Origin of the sequence: Pedobacter ginsengiterrae, assembly GCF_039537385.1 — a bacterium.
GTDB classification, from domain to species: domain Bacteria; phylum Bacteroidota; class Bacteroidia; order Sphingobacteriales; family Sphingobacteriaceae; genus Pedobacter; species Pedobacter ginsengiterrae.
The window spans coordinates 479467-500708 of the sequence record NZ_BAABAK010000015.1 but is presented as its reverse complement, the minus strand read 5'-3'; the positions used below and the strand labels follow the sequence as shown (position 1 = coordinate 500708).

Sequence of the window (21242 nt, the reverse complement as noted above, 5' to 3'; positions counted from 1 at the left end):
CCCCTAAAAGGGTTATGGTATTTGAAAGGAATTATGCTTATTTTGTAGTAAGATGTGTCACAAACAGTTTATTATCAAATTAAAATTCATAATTCCTTTCGTATTAATCTTTAGCCTCAAGCTATCTGCCCAAAATTACAATTTCTCAAATTACAGCCTAAAAGAAGGCCTTCCTCAGTCACAAGTTAAAGTTATTTATCAGGCAAAAAACAGAACACTTTGGTTAGGTACTTTTGGTGGGGTAAGCAATTTTGATGGCAAAGAATTTACCTCGTACAGTAAGGCAAATGGATTAATCTCGAACTCGATCAGAAGTATTGTAGAAGATAATCAAAATCAAATCTATTTAGGAACCGAAGCAGGAATAAATATACTCAAGGAAGGGAAAGTTTCTACAATTTTAAAAAGCTCTGAAGTTTACGCGTTAAGCAAAGATAAAAGCGGAGCAATTTGGGGCCTTAGCGATTACAAACTTTTTTCATTAAAAAATGGTAAACAGATTTTCTATTCCATAGAAGGTTTGAGTATAACCAGTTTAGATAGCGATCATAATGGCGATTTATATGTTTCTGTTAGGGGCAAAGGCATTTTTAAGTTAGTAAATAACAGTTGGGTTTTATATCTGAAATTTTCGGCAGATTTGGTTGATATAGGTGCTAAAAAAATATTGTTTGATAAGAGAAATACAGCAAGAATTTATTTACTGACACTTAGGAAAGGCGTATTTGTTTCAGATAAAGGAGAAATTAAACCCTTTTTTAGTGATAAAAAAGTTTCGACATATTATTCTATTGAACAAGATAGTAAGGGCGATATTTGGATCGGAACAGAAAGCGGAGCTTATTTGGTTAAAAAAACATCAATAGTTCAATTTAATTCAAATAATGGGTTAACCGATAATCGTATCGATGAAATATTTAAAGATGCTGAAAATAACATTTGGATTTCGAGTTCTAGTGATGGCATTTTCAAATATGAGGGCGATGCTTTTATCAGATATAATACATTTCGCGGTAAAAATTTAACCTATCCAATTAGTGGAATTGCAGCAGATAAGAGAAACAATATATGGATTGGGACTTTTAACAAAGGACTTTTACAATATGACGGGAAGACGATTGAACCAGTAAAAGAAACCCAATTTATAAATAAGAATGTCTTTTTTGTTTTTTCTGATAAGGGAAAAAACATTTGGTTTTCAGTAGTAGGAACAGGTATTTGGAAATACAATGGAGAAAAATTCGATCAAGCAATTAACCTTCCTAAAGCTGATTTTAATTCAATGGCAGAGGATGAAGAAGGCGGATTATGGTTAAATAGCCCAGCATTTTGTTTGTACGTTAAAAACCAAAAAACACTAAAAATAACAGGTTTTAAAGGTTATACTTCAAGTGTTTTTCCGATTAATAAAGACAGCGTTTTACTTGGAACTTCATCAGGTATTTACCTGATAAAAGATAAAGTAATTGATAAAAGCTTTAAAATTAGCGCTTTAAATAATGCTTACGTTTTGAGTATAATAAGGGATGGAGATAAATTTCTTTTCGCAACATTGGGCGATGGAATGATAAGCTGGGATATAAAAACGAAAGAAATAAGACGTTATGCTACAGAAGATGGTTTAAACTCGAATGATATATATAGTCTTGCTTTAGACGATAGGGGCCATTTATGGATGGGAACTGGCAGGGGAATCAATAAACTTAAATTTAATTCTGCAACAAAGCGATATAATGTTTCTCGAAATAATCCGCTAATTGTAGAATGTAATCAGAATGCTATTCTAAAATACAACGGTAACATTATTGTTGGTACAATTAACGGGTTGGTGAGGTGTAAAACTGAGGCCTCAGCCGAATTAAAACAAGTGCCCTTCGTAAAAATTAGCAGAGTTAACATCTTTAGAAAAAATGATCAGTCTAAAGACGTTTTAATCTCTTCGGTTAATAAAGATTTACATTATGAATTGGGTTACAACCAAAACCACTTAACCATTCATTTTAACGCTATATTTCTAACTAACCCCAATGCAGTCACTTATAGGTATAAATTGCAAGGCTTAGATGCTGATTATAGAACTGTGGATGAAAATACAGAGGTAGAATACTCGGCATTAAGACCAGGTAATTATACTTTTCAAGTAATGGCGCAGGCAAACGGACAAAAATCGAATGTAGCTGAATTTAACTTTACAATTATTCCCCCATTCTACGACACGGTTACTTTTAAATCATTTGCCGTTCTTTTTATCATATTATCGATCTGGTTGGTTTTCTATTTGTTTTTTAAAACAAGAGAGAAGAAAAAACAAAGCCTTGAAGAAATAAAGCTGAATGAACAGGCAAAAATCCGTAAACAAACAGCTGAAGATTTCCACGATGATATAGGGAATAAACTCACCCGAATTAATGTCTTATCAGAAATTTTAGACAAAAAAGTTGATGATACTCAGATTGAGCAAAAAGAGATAATAAGGCTAATAAAAGAAAACGCAGATTTACTCTATACTGGAACAAAGGATATTTTGTGGGCTTTGGATCCAAAGAGTGATAATTTATTTGAAATATTGGTCCATATTAGAAATTTTGGGATCGATTTATTTCAAAATACTGGGATTGAATTTAAAATGGAAGGGATTTTACCAGCATATCAAAAACTAAAATTGACGATGGAATTTAATCGAAATCTATCGTTGGTATTTAAAGAAATGTTAAATAATATCCTTAAGCACGCTCATGCTAGTCAGGTTTTAATAATCATAATTGCTGCTGATGATAAACTTATTAATATATTAACAACCGACAATGGTAAAGGATTTGATTTAAAATCTGCTCCGATGGGTAGGGGGTTAAAGAACATTAAAACAAGGTGCAGCAGAATAAATTCTACTTTTAAAATTAATTCTATCTTAGGTAAAGGAACAACAACAAGAATATCTACAAGAATTTATGTCACAAATTGATGAAATTTGCGTCTTACAATTTTAAGTGGTTATAGCTATGGATAAAAATTTACGAATTGTATGTATTGAAGATGACGATATTCTTAGGATGGGCTATGAATCGATACTAAGCGGAGTTGAAAATTTTATTTTTGTAAATGCGTATGCTTCTTATGATTTAGCAAAGAAGTTTTTAGAGATAGATAATCCCGATGTTATCCTTCTTGATATACAAATGCCAGGCACATCTGGCTTGCAAGCTTTGCCCCACATAAAAAAAGCCTTGCCCAACACAAGTGTAATTATTTTAACCGTTTTCGATTCTTCAGAATTAGTATTTGAAGCACTTACCGTAGGAGCCAGTGGATATCTCACAAAAGATTCTAGCTCATCTAAAATTATTGATGCCATAAAAGAAGTTAATTCTGGTGGAGGAGCGATGAGCACCAATGTAGCTAGAATTGTGATGCATTCATTTCAGAAAAATTTAAATTCGCCCCTTACAAAACGCGAAACCGAAATTCTTGATCGTATAGCAAATGGGCAAACTAAACCTCAAATAGCAAACGAATTATTTATCGATCAGGAAACAGTACGAAGCCACGTTAAGAATATTTATACCAAGCTTAATGTGAATTCAAAGTATGAAGCTATAAAAAGAGCTAAAGAGCGACGATTTATTTGATTTCATATAAAAGGAGCCACTTTTTCGTAAAAATCCCCCTTTTTGGGTGGTAATACTTCAGCTATTTACATCTAATTTTACAGCGAACTAGTTGTTTTGTTGGCTATCGTGTTTCTAGTTAATTACATAGCTTTTTTACATTTCCACATAAGTTCAATAAAACAAAATATAATATACGAACTATAAAAACGATGGTTTTCACATCTTCTAGAATTGTGTTAAAACCTGATTTTTCACCGTACTTAAAGGGACAAACATTGTAGAAGTTTTACCTTATAGGTTAATAATGATTAAAAAGCAAACTTCCAGGATTGGAGTTTGCTTTTTGCTTTTAAACGATTGGCGTATAAAACAAAAGGCTTCAGAATTTCTGAAGCCTTTTGTTTTTAAATATCTATTTACTTTAAAAAGTAATAGGAAGTTCAACTTGTATTTTATCCCATGCGGCAATTAAAGTTGCTCCTTTATCAAGCGGGGTAAATGTTATCGAAAAATACTCAACTGATTTTGTTAAAGGTTTAACAGGAACATTTAAGCGAATAACATCCTTCGATTCATCATAAGTAAAAGCACCCCATCTATCGGTTTGTTTATTTACGATAATCGTCCAGGTATCTTTATTTGGTATTGCAAACAGGCTATAAACGCCAGCCTTAATTTTTTTGCCACCAATTGTTACTTTTTCAAAGAAGTGTATTTCAGTAGATTCATTAGCACCAAAGCGCCAAACTTTACCATACTGTTCTAAAACGCCAAAAATATCACGTCCTTTTTTTTGTGGACGAGAATAAACAACTTTTATAATTGGTTTAGTGGCATCGCCAACTTTTACTTTCGCCGCATTTAAGGGAAAGTAAACAACATCGGCAGGGCTTGGATCTGCAATTGCAAATTTCACTTCATTATTGGTTACTTCTTGAGCCTTAACTCCGAAACACAAAAAAGCGAAAACAAGAATCAATACATTCCTCATTTGCTGTAAAGTTATAAGTAGAATTTAAAAAGGTTGTTAACGAGAAAAGTATAACTAGCGAAATGCTTAGTATTTTCTGCCTTTAACGATAGCGTTTAAAAATAAACCTGCACTTAATAAACCAAGAACGCCACCTAATAGTGCGTAAATGTAGCTATGTGTAATAATTGCCCCAGTAAATAGACCAAAAAATAAACCTAAAGCATAATAAAGCCAGTTAAAGTTATTGCTGCTGTTTTCTTGTACACTCATTTTTTTAAATATTTGAGGCAAAGTTAATATTTATTTTAAATTTTAATTTGTGATAAATGCTTAATGACTTAATAAATTATCAATTTTAACCATTTCATACCCGTTTTCCTTTAAGTAAGTTAGCAATTTCGGTAGCAAGTGATAAAACTTATCGGTTCGACGAGGATCGGTGCCGATGTGCAACAACAAAATAAAACCATTTAGCCCGTTCTTTTTCGACTCATTATAATTGATGATGGATTGGTAAATTTCATCGCTGCTTTTATAGCTTTTACCCAACTGAGGATAGGTATAGTCGGCATTTGAACGTGTTCCCGAAGTAAAATTTATCAATTTTAAATTCTGTTCTTCCGTCCAGCTTGATATGGTTTCATTGTACCATTCGTAAGGTGGAAGAAAGTATGGAGCGTTTTTTTTGTTTATTCCAAAGTTCGCCATTTCTTGATAGCTCGATTTTAAATCGGTATCAAAATGCATTTTTGTAACAAGTAAGCTATCTCTTTTATTCCAGTCGCAGTACAAAAGATGTTTATCTGAATGCGACCCTAAATAATGACCTTCTTTTTTTAGATTAGTGATTAAAGGTTTAAAACCCCGATTACGATAAAAGTTTCCAGTTAAAAAGAATGAAGCTTTGATGTTATTATCATTTAATGTTTTGCTGATTTCTTCCCCACCGTCTGCAAATTCATCACCCGTAAATACTAAGGCAATTTTCTTTTTGGTTGAGTCTGCCCGAACAATTGCCCCTAAAATTTTAGTTTCGCCTCTAAAATTAGAGGCATCTACTTTTTTGGCTGAGCGGCGGCCTCCTTTGCCGCAAGTAAATAAATTAGAGATGCCGTGCCATCCATCGTCGGCTCATTTGTGCTGTAATCTCCATAATCATCGTGGTAAACGGCTAAATCGCTTTGAAAAAGCGCATATTCATCAGGGTTTGCTAACGTAATTCCAATCAAACCTTTATAAATATTGGTATAAACTGGGCCATCAACCAGCCCGCCATCTATCGGATAATTTTTTAAATGGGTAAAAGCAGAATGTGGATCTTTAGGTGTATCGCCCCAATCTGGTAAGCCGTAGACCATACTTGTTCCCCATGGATTACAACCGAAAAGCCAATCAAAATTAGCTTGCTCTAGTTCCGAAAAACTTTCATCGCCAGTTAAATCTCTATACCAGGCGCATTGAATGGCAAAGGAAACTGTTAAATTATTACTGCACCATATAAAAGGAACGCCGCGATAAAAGGCATTATCTTTAGCTCGGCTCCAAACCTGCTCAATTCCTTGCTTATAGTAACTTTCTATTTTCTGCTTATCAATTTTCGTTGATTGTTTAGCCAACTCATAATGGCCCAGATTTATAAAAGGATAATATTGATAATGGGCAGCGGTGTCTTTTTGCATCCAAGGTGTAATTTTCTCCATTTCGGCATACTTAAAAGCATTTACAATTGCCTTTTGGTTTAATTTATTTTTTCCGAAATTTTGAGCAACCGAAGCAAGTTCCATATCATCAACCCAATTATCTTCGGCATATATGTAAGGAGATTTAACAGATGCAGTTTGCGTTACGCCTGGTTTAATTAAGGCGAAGTGATAAGCAGTTTTTGCTTTCTGTGCTAACTGTTTTGCATATGCCCGATCCACATTATTAAATAAAACTGCGCCTAAATTAAAAGCACTGCTAAATTTGGCTGCGGTTGAGCTTGTTCCATTGGTTGCATTTAAAAACTTTCCTCTTTGTTGCGGCTCACCAGTTATAAAATAAAGCGGTCGTTCGAAACCTTTGCCGTACTGGTTATCTTCTTTCGGAATGCGCATGGCTATATGATCCCTATCATCAGCCAGCTGATTAAACATGATATTTTTCTTCGGATGCATTTTAATTAACCAGTCTAAGCCCCATTTTGCTTCATCCAAAACATCGGCATTGCCATTTTTCCCGTCTAATCCATTTGCTTGTTTTTCATCACCAAAAACCTGCGGAAAATCTCGGTAGGCCATTAAAAGGTGGTATGTTGCGTTTGCAGAAGTTGTTGAATACTGTAAATAATCACTTGCATCATGCCAGCCACCTGAAGTGTTGAAATGGGTACTATCTTTTATTCCAGCTTTTTCGCCATATAAAACATAGCCATCATGCGTATGGCAACTATCTTTCAGATATGGATTAAAACCGCTTCTTTGCTGACGCATATATCGGAGGCAGAAATCTGCAGCACCTTTGTAAACATCATTTCCAATAATAATTAATGGAGATAAGATGCCATTTGCACGAATAAAGAATTCGCCAGTTTCTTTAAAGCCAGAAAAATTTAGACGAGCTGTTTTAGTAAATGGGCCATAAGCACCAAAAAATTTAATGTCGGTTGAAGTATATACCGTTTTACCGGATAACTTTTCGACAAGCTCGAATGAAGATGGCAATATATTTTCTTTGCTCGCCCAAACTGCAACTTTTGTACCCGAAGTAGGGTAGCCTAGCAAGTTTATTCTTATCCAGCTTTGCTGATTTTCTTTTCGATTGATTTTAAAAGAAAAAAGTGCAATCAGAAATATGAAGCACAAAAGATATTTTATTTTCATAACTGGATAGGATAAGTGAAATAAAAATAAGCTTTTATCAAGATAATGTAAAAGATGACTAAAAGCATTTGGAAATTAATCAAACGATTGATTAATTTTGTCTCATCAAAAAGAAATGAAAGTAGAAAAGATAGACAAGAGACAAGCTATAATTGAAGCCGCTGAGAAGCTGTTTTGCGAAACAGGCTACGAAGGCACTTCAACCCGTCAGATTTCAAAAGAATCGGGCGCAAACATGGCGATGATTAATTATTATTTCGGTTCGAAGGAAGGTGTTTTTATTGAGATTATGAATAACCGCATTGCAGGATTTGGTTCTCAGTTAAAAATCATCAACGAAGATAAAATTTCGGCAACTGAAAAATTGAATAGAGTGATTGAGGGCTACGCAACGCGTATTTTAGCTAATCCATCGTTCCATAAAATGATGCACCGCGAATTATCTCTAACTCAACGCCCAGAAATGTATAATAAAATTAAAGATGCAATGGGGCAGAACATGAATTTATTAGAGAAAATTTTAACGGATGGACAAGAAGACGGAAGTTTTAAAGAAGCGGATAACAGAATGGTAATTGCTACAATTATGGGTACGCTTACCAATATTATAATCTCACCACATAAAGTAATGCCCGATTACGACTTGGATTTAAACAACCCGAAAGACAAAAAATTAATTAAAGATAGGGCAGTAGCTCATCTTCAGGATTTAATTACCGTTTATTTAACAACAAAAAAATGATACCCAAATCGATTAGATTAATGCTTGTGGCATCATTAGTTCCAGCTGCTTTATTTGCACAAAGTACCAAAGAGCTAAATATCAATCAGGCAATTGAACTTGGCATAGCCAATAGTAAAAATTTAAAATTATCTCAAAATAAAATAGATCAGGCTGTGGCCCAGCTTGAGGTTGTAAAAGACAATGCACTGCCTACAGCTAATGCAAGCTTTATGTACAATCATGCTGAAATTCCAACAAGTACATTTACACTACCTGGCGGAGGTTCTTCTTTACAGTTACCGAAAAGAGCAGATGCTTTTGTAGGAACTGCAGCAGTACAAGAATTAGTTTATGGCGGAGGTAAATTAAAATACGCTAAAGAATCTACTAAATTACTTGCAGATGTTGCTCGTTTGGACGCAGATAAAAGCAAGGAAGAAGTTACTTATGCGGTAATTAACACTTATTATGCTTTGTATAAAGTATCGCAAAGTAAAAAAGTAGTTGATCAGAATTTAGAATCAATTGCGGCTCAAATTAAACAAGCGCAACGTTTCTTTGAACAAGGCATAGTAACCAAAAATGATGTACTTCGTTTTCAATTACAACAGGCAAATGTTACGTTAACGCAGTTAGACATAGAAAGTAACCGTAAAGTAATCAACTACAATCTAGATATCCTTTTAGGTTTACCTGAAGATACCGAAGTTAAAATTACAGATCCAAATGCAGGCCTAAAAACGGCGGGCTCGTTAAACGAATACATTGGTTTAGCAATGGCAAATCGCCAGGAATTAAAACAACTTGATGTGCAAAACAGAGTTGCTGGTTTTAACGTTAAAAGTATTAGAGCGAATACTTTACCAACCGTAGGTGTGGGTGCAAATTTGTACTACATCAACCCAAGTGGTAATTTTATTCCGCCAACCAATCAATATTTAATGCCTGTTACTTTAGGCGCAACAGTTTCGTGGAATATTGCAAGTCTTTGGTCTAACAAAAATAAAGTAAACGAGGCTAAAATTCAACAGAGTGAAATTACAATTCAGAAAGATATTCTATCAGATAACTTAAAAACAGATATCAACAAAAACTTTCAGAATTATCAGGTTGCTGTCAACAAGATTCAGGTTTTAGAAACCTCAATCAACCAGGCAACTGAAAATGATAAATTATTGGCATCGAAATACAAAAACAATGTAGCCTCAGTTACAGATCGAATTGATGCTGAAACCCTATTATATCAAGCCAAAATAAACTTAGAAATAGCTAAAGCTGATGCAGGCTTAGCTTACTATACATTACTAAAATCAACAGGAAAAATAACGCAATAAATACAGCAATGACAACTGAAAATAAAAAGAAGAGCAAAGTAGTACCTATCATTTTGGGTGTTTTACTTATAATAGGTATCGTTTTCGGTATCACAGAGTGGAATTATTTTAGCAAGCACGTAGATACGGATGATGCACAGATTGATGGCGACATTAGCCCTGTTATAGCTCGTGTTGGTGGTTACGTAAAGGATATTAATTTTGAAGAAAACACTCGTGTAACCGAAGGTCAGATTTTAGTTAAGCTTGATGATAATGATTACAAAGTGAAATTAGAGCAGGCGCAATCTGGCCAGAAAGGTGCAAGTGCAGGTGTTGGTGTTGCAAACTCTCAAATTGCGGCAACGCAAGCCAATACAAGTACCGCTAAAGCAAATGTTGAGGCTGCAAAATCAAATGTGCAAGCTGCAAATGTTAAAGTTAATTTAGCACAGAAAGATTATAACCGTTACGAAAACTTGGTAAAAGATGGTTCGATAACACAACAAGCTTTCGACCAGGCAAAAGCAAATAAAGAATCTGCTGAAGCAGCAAAACAATCGGCGGTAGCAGCTTATCAAGCAGCGCAAGACCAATACAATGCAGCGGTTAAACAGGTTGGTACAACTCAGTCGCAATTAGCGGTTAGTAGCAATGTGATTAGCCAACGCCAAAGTGATATCGATTTTGCTCAACTTCAATTATCATATACAGATATTAAAGCCCCAACAACGGGTATCGTTTCTAAAAAGAATGTTCAAAAAGGCCAATTGGTTCAAGCTGGTCAGTCTTTATTCTCGGTAGTTAACGATGGAAGTATTTATGTTACTGCAAACTTCAAAGAAACTCAATTAGAGAAAATTAAAACTGGTTCAAAAGTAGAAATCGAAGTTGATGCTTATCCTGATGAAAAAATTCAAGGTGAAGTTTACAATTTCTCGCCAATTACTGGCGCAAAAGGCTCTTTATTGCCACCAGATAATGCTACAGGTAACTTCGTAAAAGTTGTTCAACGTATTCCAGTAAAAATCAAAATTCATCCATCAAAAGAAATGTTAGCCAAATTACGTCCAGGAATGAGCGTTAAAGCTTCAGTTTCTATTAAATAATAATATAATGGCCGAAGTAGGTTTAAAAAAGTGGATTATTACGTTTACGGTTATCACAGCTTCTCTTTTGGAGCTTATTGATACAACTATTGTAAACGTAGCAATTCCTCAAATACAGGGAAACCTGGGCGCAACCCTCGAGGATGTGGCCTGGTTATCTACTGGCTACGCCGTTGCGAACGTGATCATCCTGCCTATGTCGGGCTGGTTGGGTAGCCGTTTCGGGCGTAAAAATTATTTCTTAACCTCCATCATCGTTTTTACACTTGTTTCATTTTTGTGTGGTAACGCAACATCACTAAACGAACTAATTTTATTCAGGATTATTCAAGGTTTAGCAGGTGGTGGTTTAATATCAACAGCGCAAGCTATTTTAATTGAAACCTGGCCGCGAGAAGATGTTGGTATTGCAACAGCTCTATTTGGCTTAGGTGCCGTAGTTGGTCCAACTATTGGTCCAACAATTGGAGGTTATATTTTAGAGATATCAGATTGGCCTTGGATTTTTTACGTAAATATTCCCGTCGGGATACTCGCCGCGTATTGTACCATAACCTTTATTCGAGAGACGCCCAAGGATGGGCAAGGTAAACCCGTCGATTGGTGGGGAATTGGTTTATTGGCTGTCGCGGTTGGAAGTTTACAAACTCTATTAGAAAAAGGAGAAAGCGAAGATTGGTTCTCTACACCATATATCGTTGCATTAGCAGTAGCATCTGTTTTTGGTTTGCTGTTATTTATTTGGAGAGAAACGAGCACCGATCACCCCATCGTTAATCTTCGGATTATGAAAAAGCGAAGCTTTTCTATTGGGATGTTTACTTCCTTTATTTTAGGCTTTGGATTGTATGGCTCTGTATTTGTGTTCCCTGTTTTTGCACAAAACCTCTTAGGATTTACACCTTTACAAACAGGAAAGCTCTTTATTGCAGGTGGAATTTGTACCATTTCTATGATGCCTTTTATTGGTATTATGCTTAAAAAAGGCGTGCCAGCACAGTTTATGGCAACAGGAGGAATGTTTTTATTCTTTGTTTTCTGCTGGATGTTAAGTAAATCAACATTAGCTTCTGGTACTGGAGATTTCTTCTGGCCATTAGTGATTAGAGGATTCGGAATGGCTTTGCTATTTGTACCATTAACTACATTAGCAATGCAAGATTTGAGCGGCCCAGAAATTGGACAAGGATCAGGATTAAACAACATGAGCAGACAGTTAGGAGGTTCTTTCGGAATTGCTGCTTTAACTACGCTAATCCATGTTCGTGCAGGTTTTCATAGAAGTAATTTATTAACCAACATAAATGAATATAATCCCGCTTTTACTCAAAAGTTAAATGGCTTGGTTCATACTTTTATGGCCAAAGGCACATCGTTTGTGGATGCAAAGTTAATGGCTATGAAAGCTATAGAAGGCTCGGTAATTAAACAAACTATGTTGCTTACTTACAATGATGCCTATTGGGTAGCTGGATTGATTATGTTATTTTCAATCCCACTTCTTTATCTTCAGAAATTTAAGAAAAATGCAAATATTGTTACCGATGCGCATTAATATTGGCAACAAATTGGCTTAAATAATGCCATAAAATAAAAACAGCCGGTGTATTTTATTACATCGGCTGTTTTAACCCAAAAAATTAACAATCAATGCAATGCCCTTAAACATTGCAAATGTTCTTACTTAACTACCAAGTAGCCAAATAAGATTCTAAAATTAAAATTTATTCTACAATTTTCCAAATTGTAAGCCTTAGAATTTTAATACCTTACGCATTTTTTGTAGTATTACAATATACAAAACTATTGCTTAAGCCATGCCTAAACTCCGTTTGACCACACAGCGTGAATCTATTTTTAACAACGAGGTTATCTCGAAATTTGAACTCTTTAACAGCCTTTTTTTAACACTGCCTTTTTACAAAATTAAAGATACTGGAACATTGTTGCCATTATTTTTTAAAAGCTGCGAAGAAGGGATCGCCAACGGCGAAAAGCCAGCTCAAATTATAGAAGAGTTTTTTGCGAAATACACAAGTTATACAGAGCGTAAGGATATTATCGATTTGCTCTTCCGCTTCATTCAATACATAGAGCGTCAGGTTGTGCTTTTTGATGCCGTTGAAGATGCTTCTTTTACCAAATTAAACACTACTGATGAGCAAAGTACGCTTGCGTTTATATTAAAAAAGAACGCAGATAATAAGCCAATGCTTTCAAAGATTGAAAACTTGATTGATGAATTATCACTACGTTTAGTTTTAACCGCTCATCCTACCCAATTTTATCCGGGCAATGTTTTAGCCATTATTACCGATTTAACGCAGGCCATTCGCGATAATAATATTACCGCGATGAACTCTTTATTGCAACAACTGGGCAAAACGCCGTTTTTCAATAAAAAATCGCCAACACCTGTTGATGAGGCATTAAATTTAGCCTGGTTTTTAGAGAACACTTTTTATTTTGCTGCGGCAAATATTCAGGAAGAGATCGACCAGAATTTAGATGAATATAATTTAGAAACGAAAAAGATATTGGAGCTAGGTTTTTGGCCAGGAGGCGATAGAGACGGAAATCCAAATATTCATGCCGATACTACTTTAGAAGTTTCTAAAATGCTGCGCCAAATTTTGTTCCGTTGTTACTACCGCGATTTTAGAGTTATTAAACGTCGTATTACTTTTAGGGGTGTGGAAGAAAACATTGCTATTTTACATGATGTACTATACAAAAATGCTTTCGATCAGACTTGCGAAGAAGAAGATATTTCTGACTTTTTAAGAGAAAATCTAAATAAAATTAAGGATACGCTTTTACAAGAGCACGATGGTTTGTTTGTTGATTTGGTTAACGACTTAATCAGGAAAATAGATTTATACGGCAATTATTTTGCCTCTTTGGATATTCGCCAGGATAGCCGAGTATTGAGAAGTGTGCATGCTTACTGCCGCCAGAATAAACCAATTTCTTCACTTTATCCTGCTGATTACGATAAACTCTCAGAGGCCGAAAAACTGAAATTAATTTCATTTAAAGAAGCATCAGTTGTTTATGCTTCAGAGCCAGATGCGCTAATTGAGGATACCATCCAAACCATTAAAGAAATAAAAGGTATTCAAAATAGAAATGGCGAAAAAGCTTGTCATAGGTTTATTATCAGTAATTGCCAGCAAGCAAGCGACATTTTGCAGTTAATCGAACTATTTCTTTGGAATGGCTGGAGTAAAGATGCACTAACAATCGATTTTGTGCCGCTTTTCGAAACGGTAAACGACTTAAAGGGCGCTGCTGATATCATGGATACTTTATACAGTAATCCCTTCTATAAAACACATCTGGCTAGCAGAGGTAATAAACAAGACATTATGCTCGGTTATTCTGATAGTACCAAAGATGGCGGTTATTTGATGGCCAATTGGTCTATATTCAACGGGAAAACTAGTTTATCTGCAATTGCTAAAAAACATAATATTCAATTGGCATTTTTCGATGGTCGTGGCGGGCCACCAGCTCGTGGTGGAGGAAAAACACATCGTTTCTATGCATCAATGGGTAAAGAAATTGCCAACAAAAATATGCAGCTAACTGTTCAGGGGCAAACCATAAGTTCGCAATATGGATCGGTAGAAAGTGCAGAGTTTAACATAGAGCAATTAATTAACGCAGGAATTTCATCAGGTTTGAAAGAAAAGCACAATGTACTTTTAGATCCTGAAAATAAATCTTTGCTCGATGAAATGGCTGAAGACGCCTACAAAGCTTTCGTCGATTTACGTGAACATCCATTGTTTGTAAGTTATTTAGAGAAACTTTCTCCATTGAAATTGTTATCGCAAGCGAATATTAGTAGCCGACCAGTGAAAAGAAATGGTGGTGGCGAAATGAAGCTTGAAGATTTAAGAGCAATTAGTTTCGTAACTGCATGGAGTATGTTAAAGCAAAACGTACCAGGCTTTTATGGAATGGGCACTGCAATGAAAAATCAAGAGAAGGCAGGCAATTGGGATAAAGTTGTAAAGGTCTATCAAGATTCTGACTACTTAAAAACCATCGTAGATAATTGTATGATGAGTATGAGTAAATCGGATTTTACAATAACAGCACATTTAGCGGCTGATAAAGAGTTTGGTGCATTTTGGACTCAACTACACAATGAATATAAGTTAGCTAAGGAGATGCTTTTAAAACTATCTGGACAAGAAACTTTAATGGCGAACTATCCTGTAGATAAAAAATCGATAGCTACCCGCGAGAAAATTATACTACCATTAGTGTTAATTCAGCATTTTGCTTTAGAAAAGTTGCAACATGATCAAAATGAAAAAGATCAAAGCGCTTTAGAGAAACTTGCCGTTAGAACGGTTTTCGGTATTGTGAACGCTGGTAGAAATTTGGCTTAAGTATCGTTGTTTAATTACTCAATTTGGCACGTTGAGCTTGTCGAAACGCTTTATGTACAATTTGAAAAAGTCCTTCGACAAGCTCAGGATGACAACGGATAGTTGATATGGCTTATTTTAGCATTTGACCACAACGGTCGTCATTGAGAGGCACGAAGCAATCTTAATGAGATGGGCTTAGCAGCTACCGTTGTAGGATTGCTTCGTGCCTTGCAATGACGTGTTGGCTGTTTCCGTTGCCAACACGAGACGCCTAAAAACAAAAAACCCTTTGCAAATCTGCAAAGGGTTATATTTCAAAGATTCTGATTGAAGAAATTATCGATCAATCGAACCCATTACTTTTTGACCGAAAGCGTTAAGCGCATCTTTTTCAGCAGCACCATCGCTTACCATTTGATGTACTTCAAGTGCACCACAAATATTGGTAATCATTTCGCCAGCAACATCAACTTCGTGTTCGCTAACGCCTCTGAATTCGCAGAAAGCCTCTAAAACCTCTAAAGTTGTCTCCAGTTGAGCAGGAGTACTGTTTTGAAATAACTGTCTTATAACGGGAATCTTCATTATTTTATCTTGTTAAAAAGTTCAATTAAACCTTCTGCTTTGTTGGTTTGAACCTGATCTACCAAAGCACCACCTTCAAAAGCTGCAAAAGTTGGTAAATTATCAACATTTGCAAATTTACGTGAGTTTGGAAGTTTCTCAGCATCAACAATTAAGAAAGCTACATCTTCATTTTCAGCAGCCAGTTTTTTAAACTTTGGTTTCATGATTCTACAGTTACCGCACCAAGATGCAGCATACTGAACCATAACTTTCGGGTTATCGGCCAAATACTCTTGAAGATTATCTTCTGTTAATTCTAAAAACATAATGTTTTATTTAATTAGTTAGCAGCTAAATATTCAGCAACACCAGTTCTGTTTGCGTTCATTGCTTCTTTTCCTTCTTCCCAGTTTGCAGGGCAAACTTCGCCATGTTTTTGAACGTGAGCATAAGCATCGATTAAACGTAAATATTCTTTAACGTTTCTGCCAACAGGCATATCATTAACACTTTCGTGGAAAACCTTACCAGTTTCGTCAATTAAATAAGTCGCTCTGAAAGAAACATTCGAACCAGAGAATGATTCATTTCCTTCTTCATCGTAATTAACTTCTTGATCTAAAATATCTAAAATACCAGATAATTGTCTGTGCGTATCAGCTAAAATCGGATAAGTAACACCCTCAATACCACCATTATCTTTCGGTGTATTCAACCAAGCAAAGTGAACTTCGTTCGTATCGCAAGATGCACCAATTACAATTGTATTTCTTTGTTCAAACTCAGGTAAAGCAGCTTGAAAAGCATGTAATTCTGTAGGACAAACGAAAGTAAAATCTTTTGGATACCAGAATAAAATAACTTTTTTGTTTTTACTAACAGCTTCTTCAAATACGTTGATTTTCAAGTCATCGCCCATGTCTGACATTGCATCAATACTAACACTCGGGAATTTTTTACCTACTATTGCCATAATTTTTTGTCTTTAATTTTGTGCCACAAAGATACGGCGAAAAGAACTCTCAATCAACCCAGATTCATTAATAGTTAATCGTATTTATTGATAGCGATATAGTTAAAAACTATAATCATTAAATAAAGTATAAAATTTCGCTATTTAATTATTTGTAAACGAAAGGATGGTGGTTTTGGCGGAGTACAGGCCCGCTATTCGTTGCAATCTTTTTGTTTCTGTTGTACTCTATTGTCGTCATTGCGAGGAGTAACGACGTGACCATCTATTTTATTTGTACAACAAAAAGTATTTTCACTGCTATCGGGTTTATGTAATTGATGTCTGTAATTCTTTGGCTGGTTTTAAATACGAGTTGCCCATTCGGCTAAAGCCAATAAGAAAAACATTTTATTCCGTTGGTTGAAACCAACGGCAAAGAATTGCACAGCATTGTTCCATAGATACCTTTACATGATTAACTGCTGGATGATATTTTCATTGCCGTCGTGCTTCAACCGATGGAACTTAAGGTAAAACAAAAAAGAATTGTCATGCTGAGCGTAGTCGAAGGACAGATTATTTTTTGTTTTCAAGCATCGAACTCGTCTTCGCCTACGCTCAGACTGACAATATTTTTGCTTATGTTAATGACATTTGAGGCAGTTTGTAAAGTTTTGTTTTTATTTCATCGTTCGACTAAAGCCAATAAGAAAAATATTTTATTCCATTGGTTGAAACCAACAGCAAAGAATTACACAGCATTGTTCCATAGATAAATTTACAAGATTAACTGCTGGGCGTTATTTCATTGCCGTCGTGCTTCAGCCGACGGAAAAAAAATCCCCCTTAATTTTCATTAAGAGGGATTTCTAAATTCTATTTCTTCAATGTATTTTCATACAATTTAAATATTCGTTTATATTCATCAGTCCAGCTGCTTGGCTCTATAAAACCATGATCTTCAACTGGGTAAACAGCAAGTTCCCAATTGTTTTTACCAAGCTCAATAAACCGCTGAGAAATACGAACAATATCCTGAAAATGAACGTTCACATCAACCATTCCATGCGCCATTAATAAATTCCCTTTCAACTTATCGGCAAAGTAAATGGGAGAGCTTCTTTTGTAAGCAATCGGATCGTTAAAAGGTTCATTCAAAATATTCGAAGTATAGCCGTGATTGTAATGCGCCCAATCGGTAACCGAACGCAAAGCAGCACCGCTTGCAAAAACATCCGATTCGTTAAACATCGCCATTAGCGTGATAAAACCACCGTATGAACCGCCATACAAACCTACATGTTTAGGATTAACATCATATTTTTCAACTAAAAATTTAACCCCATCTACCTGGTCTGTTAAATCTTTGCCGCCCATATGGCGGTAAATTCCCGTTCTATGATCGCGGCCATAACCCGAACTTCCAGTATAATCAATATCAATAACGGTATAGCCATTATCAGCCAATAAATTATTAAACATAAACTCGCGGAAGTAAGTGCTCCAACCAAAGTGAACATTCTGCAAATAACCCGCACCGTGAACAAAAACTACGGCTGGATGATTAGGGTTAGGATTTTCAGATTTATAAACCCTTGCATAAACATCAGCACCATAACGGTTTTTGAAAGAAACCATATCGGGTTCACGCCATTTGTAAGAATTAAATTCAGCTGAAGTAGACTCCGTAATTTTTACAGCTTTAGCGCCAATTTTATTAGCTTGAATGTATAACTCACCAGGTTTATTCATGTAAGAATAATTGATAGCGATATATTTTTCATCAGGAGAAAGGGTAATATCGTTTAAGCCTTTCATAGTGGTAATTTGCGCAAGCTCGCCACCATTTACACTAATTTTAAAGAAATTGGTAATCCCTGGATGTTCTTTATTAGCCTTAATGTAAAATGTGCTTTTATCTTTTGATAAGGTAACAGATTGAACTTCCCATTTTCCAGAAGTCAGTTGTTTTTTATCTCCCGTTAAAATATTAGTTACATATAAATGCGAATATCCAGTTGCTTCGCTTTGATAATAATAGCGATTATTATCGATCCAACCTGTACTTCCCTGGAAAAATCCGCTAATGCCAGGTCCACCAATCCAAGCCTCATCACGTTGGCGATCTAACAAAGAAAATTTGCCTGTTGCGGCATCTAATTTTAAAATCCAACGGTCTTTGTTATCCAACGAAGTTGCAATTACAATTGCTGCAGATCCGCTTTCATTCCATGCTGGGCCAAAGAAATTAACAGGTCTATCGGCATTTTTCTTTTTAAGCGTATCTAATTCTTTAGGATAATCCTTTAAATAATCGGGTAAATCTTTGATGCCCGTTATGGTTGCAGTTTGAATTGCATAAACAGAATCTTTCTGCGTATCGTAAATAAATCCTTGAGAAGTATTTTCGTTTTCGCCAACCTTGGTTCTGCCAGGAATATCTTCGGTATAGCCAGATGACGTTACGTAATTGGGTACAATGGTATTGTGGTTGTTTTGTGCTGGCGTGGTTAATTTATAAGTAATGTAATGCCCATCTGGACTAATAACAACACCGTTTAAAAACTTATCTTCAGTGTAAAGCTCTTTCAAAGATTTAGTATCGGCAGAGAAACCACCGAAACGACCTCTTCCTCCACGAGCACCACCGCTGCGTGTTTCAGCATTTCTTTTTTTAATAATATCGAATAGTGCAGTTTGCTCCCCTCTCAACCATTTATCTTGTTCGGTTGCGGGTTTAGATTCTGCTCTTCCAGCTTTTTTACCCTTAACGAAATTGGTTACTTGCTTGGTTTCAGCAGATTGTAAGTTGATTTCGAAAAGATTATCGCCTAATTGGTAAACGATATTTCCGTTGGTTAAAAAAACAGGACTGCTTTCTCGCTCCATGGTATTGGTTAGGCGAGTTTCTTTTTTGGTTTTAAAATTCTGAAGATAGATGTCCCCACTTTTCTCAACCAAACCAAGCGAATTGTCTTTATTGTAAGTGTAATTTAAGCTTAAAAGCTTTTCATCCTCTTTGTCAACAGCCTTAATTGGTTTTATAGCTGATGGCGTAATTTTAAAGAGTTCTTCTTTAGCTTTATTTTCTGGGTTCCAATTGAAATAAAGCGTCTTGCTATCTGCTGTCCAACGGAAATTTGTGGGTGCAATTCCCATCCATTTTGGGTCTCGCATTATTTTTTCTACAGTTAATGGAGCAATTTGTTGTGCAAAAGTGTATTCACCAGTGCAAAGCAAAAGGAAAAGTAAATATTTCTTCATGAATTTTTGTTTGGATGCTGCAATTTAGAGAATGAAGAGGCTAAAACTACAAGGAAATGGAAATGTTACAACATCTTACATTAAAGAGTTGCCACGGAACCACAGATTTACACGGAATAGGATTGAGAATTTATAAGGAAATGGAAATGTTAAAACATCTAATGTTAAAGCGTTGCCAAGGAAACACAGATTTACACGGAATAGTATTGACATTTTTTTAGTGTCTTCCGTGTTTCCGTGGCAAAAATAGCAGATAGGCTATCGAATCACCCTTCCAGTTCTATCTACATTTACAACATCGAATGGCTTTAAATACTCATTGATGATTGCCGAAAATTCTCTCCGTGTTAAAACCTTTTTTAAGTCGTATTTGGAAGAAAATTTATAGTTCTTATTCCACTTTTTCTCTATTTCAGTTTTTGTAGCATCAACAGCTTTATTTCCAACATAACTAACCATCGAAATGGTATTTTCTAAATTTATAGGAATATTATGATGATCATCAAACCAGATTTGCGCCTTGTAGTAATAGTCTTTTATCGGTTGTTTAATTTCATTGTAGGCTACTTCCTTTTCAGGATTGAAAAATAATTTTCCATCTTTAATATCGGCCTTTAATATGCCAGTAATACCAACTTTTTGTATAGCCAACCAATTAGAATCGATAACTTTTACATCTTCAAAAGGCATTAAAGAAAGTTTATAAGCCAAAAGTTCTCCTTGAATTCTTTTTAAGTTAGATAAACTGGTTTTAGTTTTATAAAAAGCTCCATATGCAGCGGTAGCTCCAGCCGCCTGACCAATTTCAAAACTATCCGCCCCGATGTATAATATATTTTCCTGATCTGGAATTAACAGATTGTATAACGAAAGAAAATTTGAAGTTCTTTGTAAGCCTCCAATTGTGGTTCGATATACGTTTTCAGAATAATTTATTGTGCTCGTTTCGGCTATTTTTAGACTAGGAATTTTTAGTGCGCTTAAAATTCTATCAGCATGATCAGTAACGATTAAAACCTTTGCTTTTATACTTTTATCTTTAGTGAGTTTTGCCTCCCAGCCACTTCCCGAACGTTTAATTTCGTAATACGATGCATTGTTAATCACATCAAATAATTTCGAGCTATCAGACCAGGTTTTGATAATTGCATTTAATATCTGATAATTCATTTCAGGTATCGCCACAGTATCCGCAAGTTTTAAAGATTTCCTTGCTCTTTTTTCAAATGCTTTGGTAACACCATTTTCAGGAAAATTTCTATAATCTCCTAGTTTGAAACCATCACTTTGTGTTAAAATTATAGCGTTTACGCCAGATTCTGAAGCCTGAACGCCTGCAGCAAAAGCAGCATTTGAGTTGCCTAAAACTAAAACATCTGTTTTAATGGTTTGCGCATAAATAACCACAGGGATTAGTAATGCTAAAACAAAAAACAATTTCTTCATTGCTAATATTTAAATTATTTGCAATATGCTTTAAATG

Annotated in this window: 16 protein-coding genes; 7 read left to right on the top strand and 9 right to left on the bottom strand. The window is 35.3% G+C overall.

Going from position 1 to position 21242, the window contains the following annotated elements; all coding sequences use genetic code 11:
* Nucleotides 1–52 precede the first annotated feature (52 nt).
* Both ABD692_RS15265 and ABD692_RS15260 read left to right on the top strand, forming a co-directional pair.
* Nucleotides 53–2962, top strand: a complete 2910-nt coding sequence (locus tag ABD692_RS15265; protein WP_344768324.1) for a ligand-binding sensor domain-containing protein — start codon at nt 53–55, stop codon at nt 2960–2962.
* Nucleotides 2963–2999: 37 nt separating this feature from the next.
* Entirely contained in the window at nt 3000–3626 is a 627-nt protein-coding gene (locus ABD692_RS15260) for a response regulator (protein WP_344768322.1), read from the top strand.
* Between the two features lie 403 nt (nt 3627–4029).
* Here the strand turns inward: ABD692_RS15260 and ABD692_RS15255 are convergent, their stop codons facing one another.
* The 4 genes from ABD692_RS15255 to ABD692_RS15240 form a co-directional block, all read right to left on the bottom strand.
* Complete coding sequence (locus ABD692_RS15255) at nt 4030–4599, bottom strand: DUF2911 domain-containing protein (protein ID WP_344768320.1); 570 nt, start codon at nt 4597–4599, stop codon at nt 4030–4032.
* A 66-nt stretch (nt 4600–4665) separates the two neighbouring features.
* Entirely contained in the window at nt 4666–4851 is a 186-nt protein-coding gene (locus ABD692_RS15250; RefSeq protein ID WP_316754834.1) for a hypothetical protein, read from the bottom strand.
* Nucleotides 4852–4911: 60 nt separating this feature from the next.
* On the bottom strand, nt 4912–5565 hold the full coding sequence (locus ABD692_RS15245; protein ID WP_344768486.1) for a polysaccharide deacetylase family protein: 654 nt from the start codon (nt 5563–5565) through the stop codon (nt 4912–4914).
* A 71-nt stretch (nt 5566–5636) separates the two neighbouring features.
* Entirely contained in the window at nt 5637–7442 is a 1806-nt protein-coding gene (locus tag ABD692_RS15240) for a glycoside hydrolase family 9 protein (protein ID WP_344768317.1), read from the bottom strand.
* Nucleotides 7443–7557: 115 nt separating this feature from the next.
* Here ABD692_RS15240 and ABD692_RS15235 point away from each other — a divergent pair, with 115 nt between their 5' ends.
* The 5 genes from ABD692_RS15235 to ABD692_RS15215 all read left to right on the top strand — a co-directional run bounded on the left by ABD692_RS15235 (nt 7558) and on the right by ABD692_RS15215 (nt 14991).
* Nucleotides 7558–8184 carry a TetR/AcrR family transcriptional regulator gene (locus ABD692_RS15235; protein WP_316754837.1) on the top strand — a complete coding sequence of 209 codons (627 nt, stop codon included), beginning with the start codon at nt 7558–7560 and terminating at the stop codon, nt 8182–8184.
* Entirely contained in the window at nt 8181–9500 is a 1320-nt protein-coding gene (locus ABD692_RS15230; protein WP_316754839.1) for a TolC family protein, read from the top strand. Before ABD692_RS15235 ends, ABD692_RS15230 begins: the two co-directional genes overlap by 4 nt.
* An 8-nt stretch (nt 9501–9508) precedes the next feature.
* Nucleotides 9509–10588: an HlyD family secretion protein gene (locus ABD692_RS15225; RefSeq protein WP_316754841.1), complete on the top strand. Its 1080-nt coding sequence runs from the start codon at nt 9509–9511 to the stop codon at nt 10586–10588.
* Nucleotides 10589–10595: 7 nt separating this feature from the next.
* On the top strand, nt 10596–12143 hold the full coding sequence (locus ABD692_RS15220) for a DHA2 family efflux MFS transporter permease subunit (RefSeq protein WP_316754844.1): 1548 nt from the start codon (nt 10596–10598) through the stop codon (nt 12141–12143).
* Nucleotides 12144–12405: 262 nt separating this feature from the next.
* The gene (locus ABD692_RS15215) at nt 12406–14991 is read left to right on the top strand and encodes a phosphoenolpyruvate carboxylase (protein WP_316754846.1); all 2586 of its coding nucleotides are present in this window, start codon (nt 12406–12408) and stop codon (nt 14989–14991) included.
* A 318-nt stretch (nt 14992–15309) separates the two neighbouring features.
* Here ABD692_RS15215 and ABD692_RS15210 read toward each other — a convergent pair whose 3' ends face one another.
* The 5 genes from ABD692_RS15210 to ABD692_RS15190 all read right to left on the bottom strand — a co-directional run bounded on the left by ABD692_RS15210 (nt 15310) and on the right by ABD692_RS15190 (nt 21205).
* A complete protein-coding gene (locus tag ABD692_RS15210; RefSeq protein ID WP_344768312.1) occupies nt 15310–15558 on the bottom strand; it encodes a DUF6952 family protein in 249 nt (82 codons plus the stop codon).
* Nucleotides 15558–15866, bottom strand: a complete 309-nt coding sequence (locus ABD692_RS15205; protein WP_344768310.1) for a thioredoxin family protein — start codon at nt 15864–15866, stop codon at nt 15558–15560. The genes ABD692_RS15210 and ABD692_RS15205 overlap by 1 nt, the downstream gene beginning before the upstream one ends.
* Before the next feature lie 14 nt (nt 15867–15880).
* Nucleotides 15881–16513 (bottom strand): peroxiredoxin, encoded by a 633-nt coding sequence (locus tag ABD692_RS15200; RefSeq protein ID WP_010599334.1) that lies wholly within the window; start codon nt 16511–16513, stop codon nt 15881–15883.
* A gap of 858 nt (nt 16514–17371) precedes the next feature.
* Entirely contained in the window at nt 17372–19759 is a 2388-nt protein-coding gene (locus tag ABD692_RS15195; RefSeq protein ID WP_344768308.1) for a S9 family peptidase, read from the bottom strand.
* 258 nt (nt 19760–20017) lie between these two features.
* Complete coding sequence (locus tag ABD692_RS15190) at nt 20018–21205, bottom strand: hypothetical protein (RefSeq protein ID WP_344768306.1); 1188 nt, start codon at nt 21203–21205, stop codon at nt 20018–20020.
* Nucleotides 21206–21242: the final 37 nt, after the last annotated feature.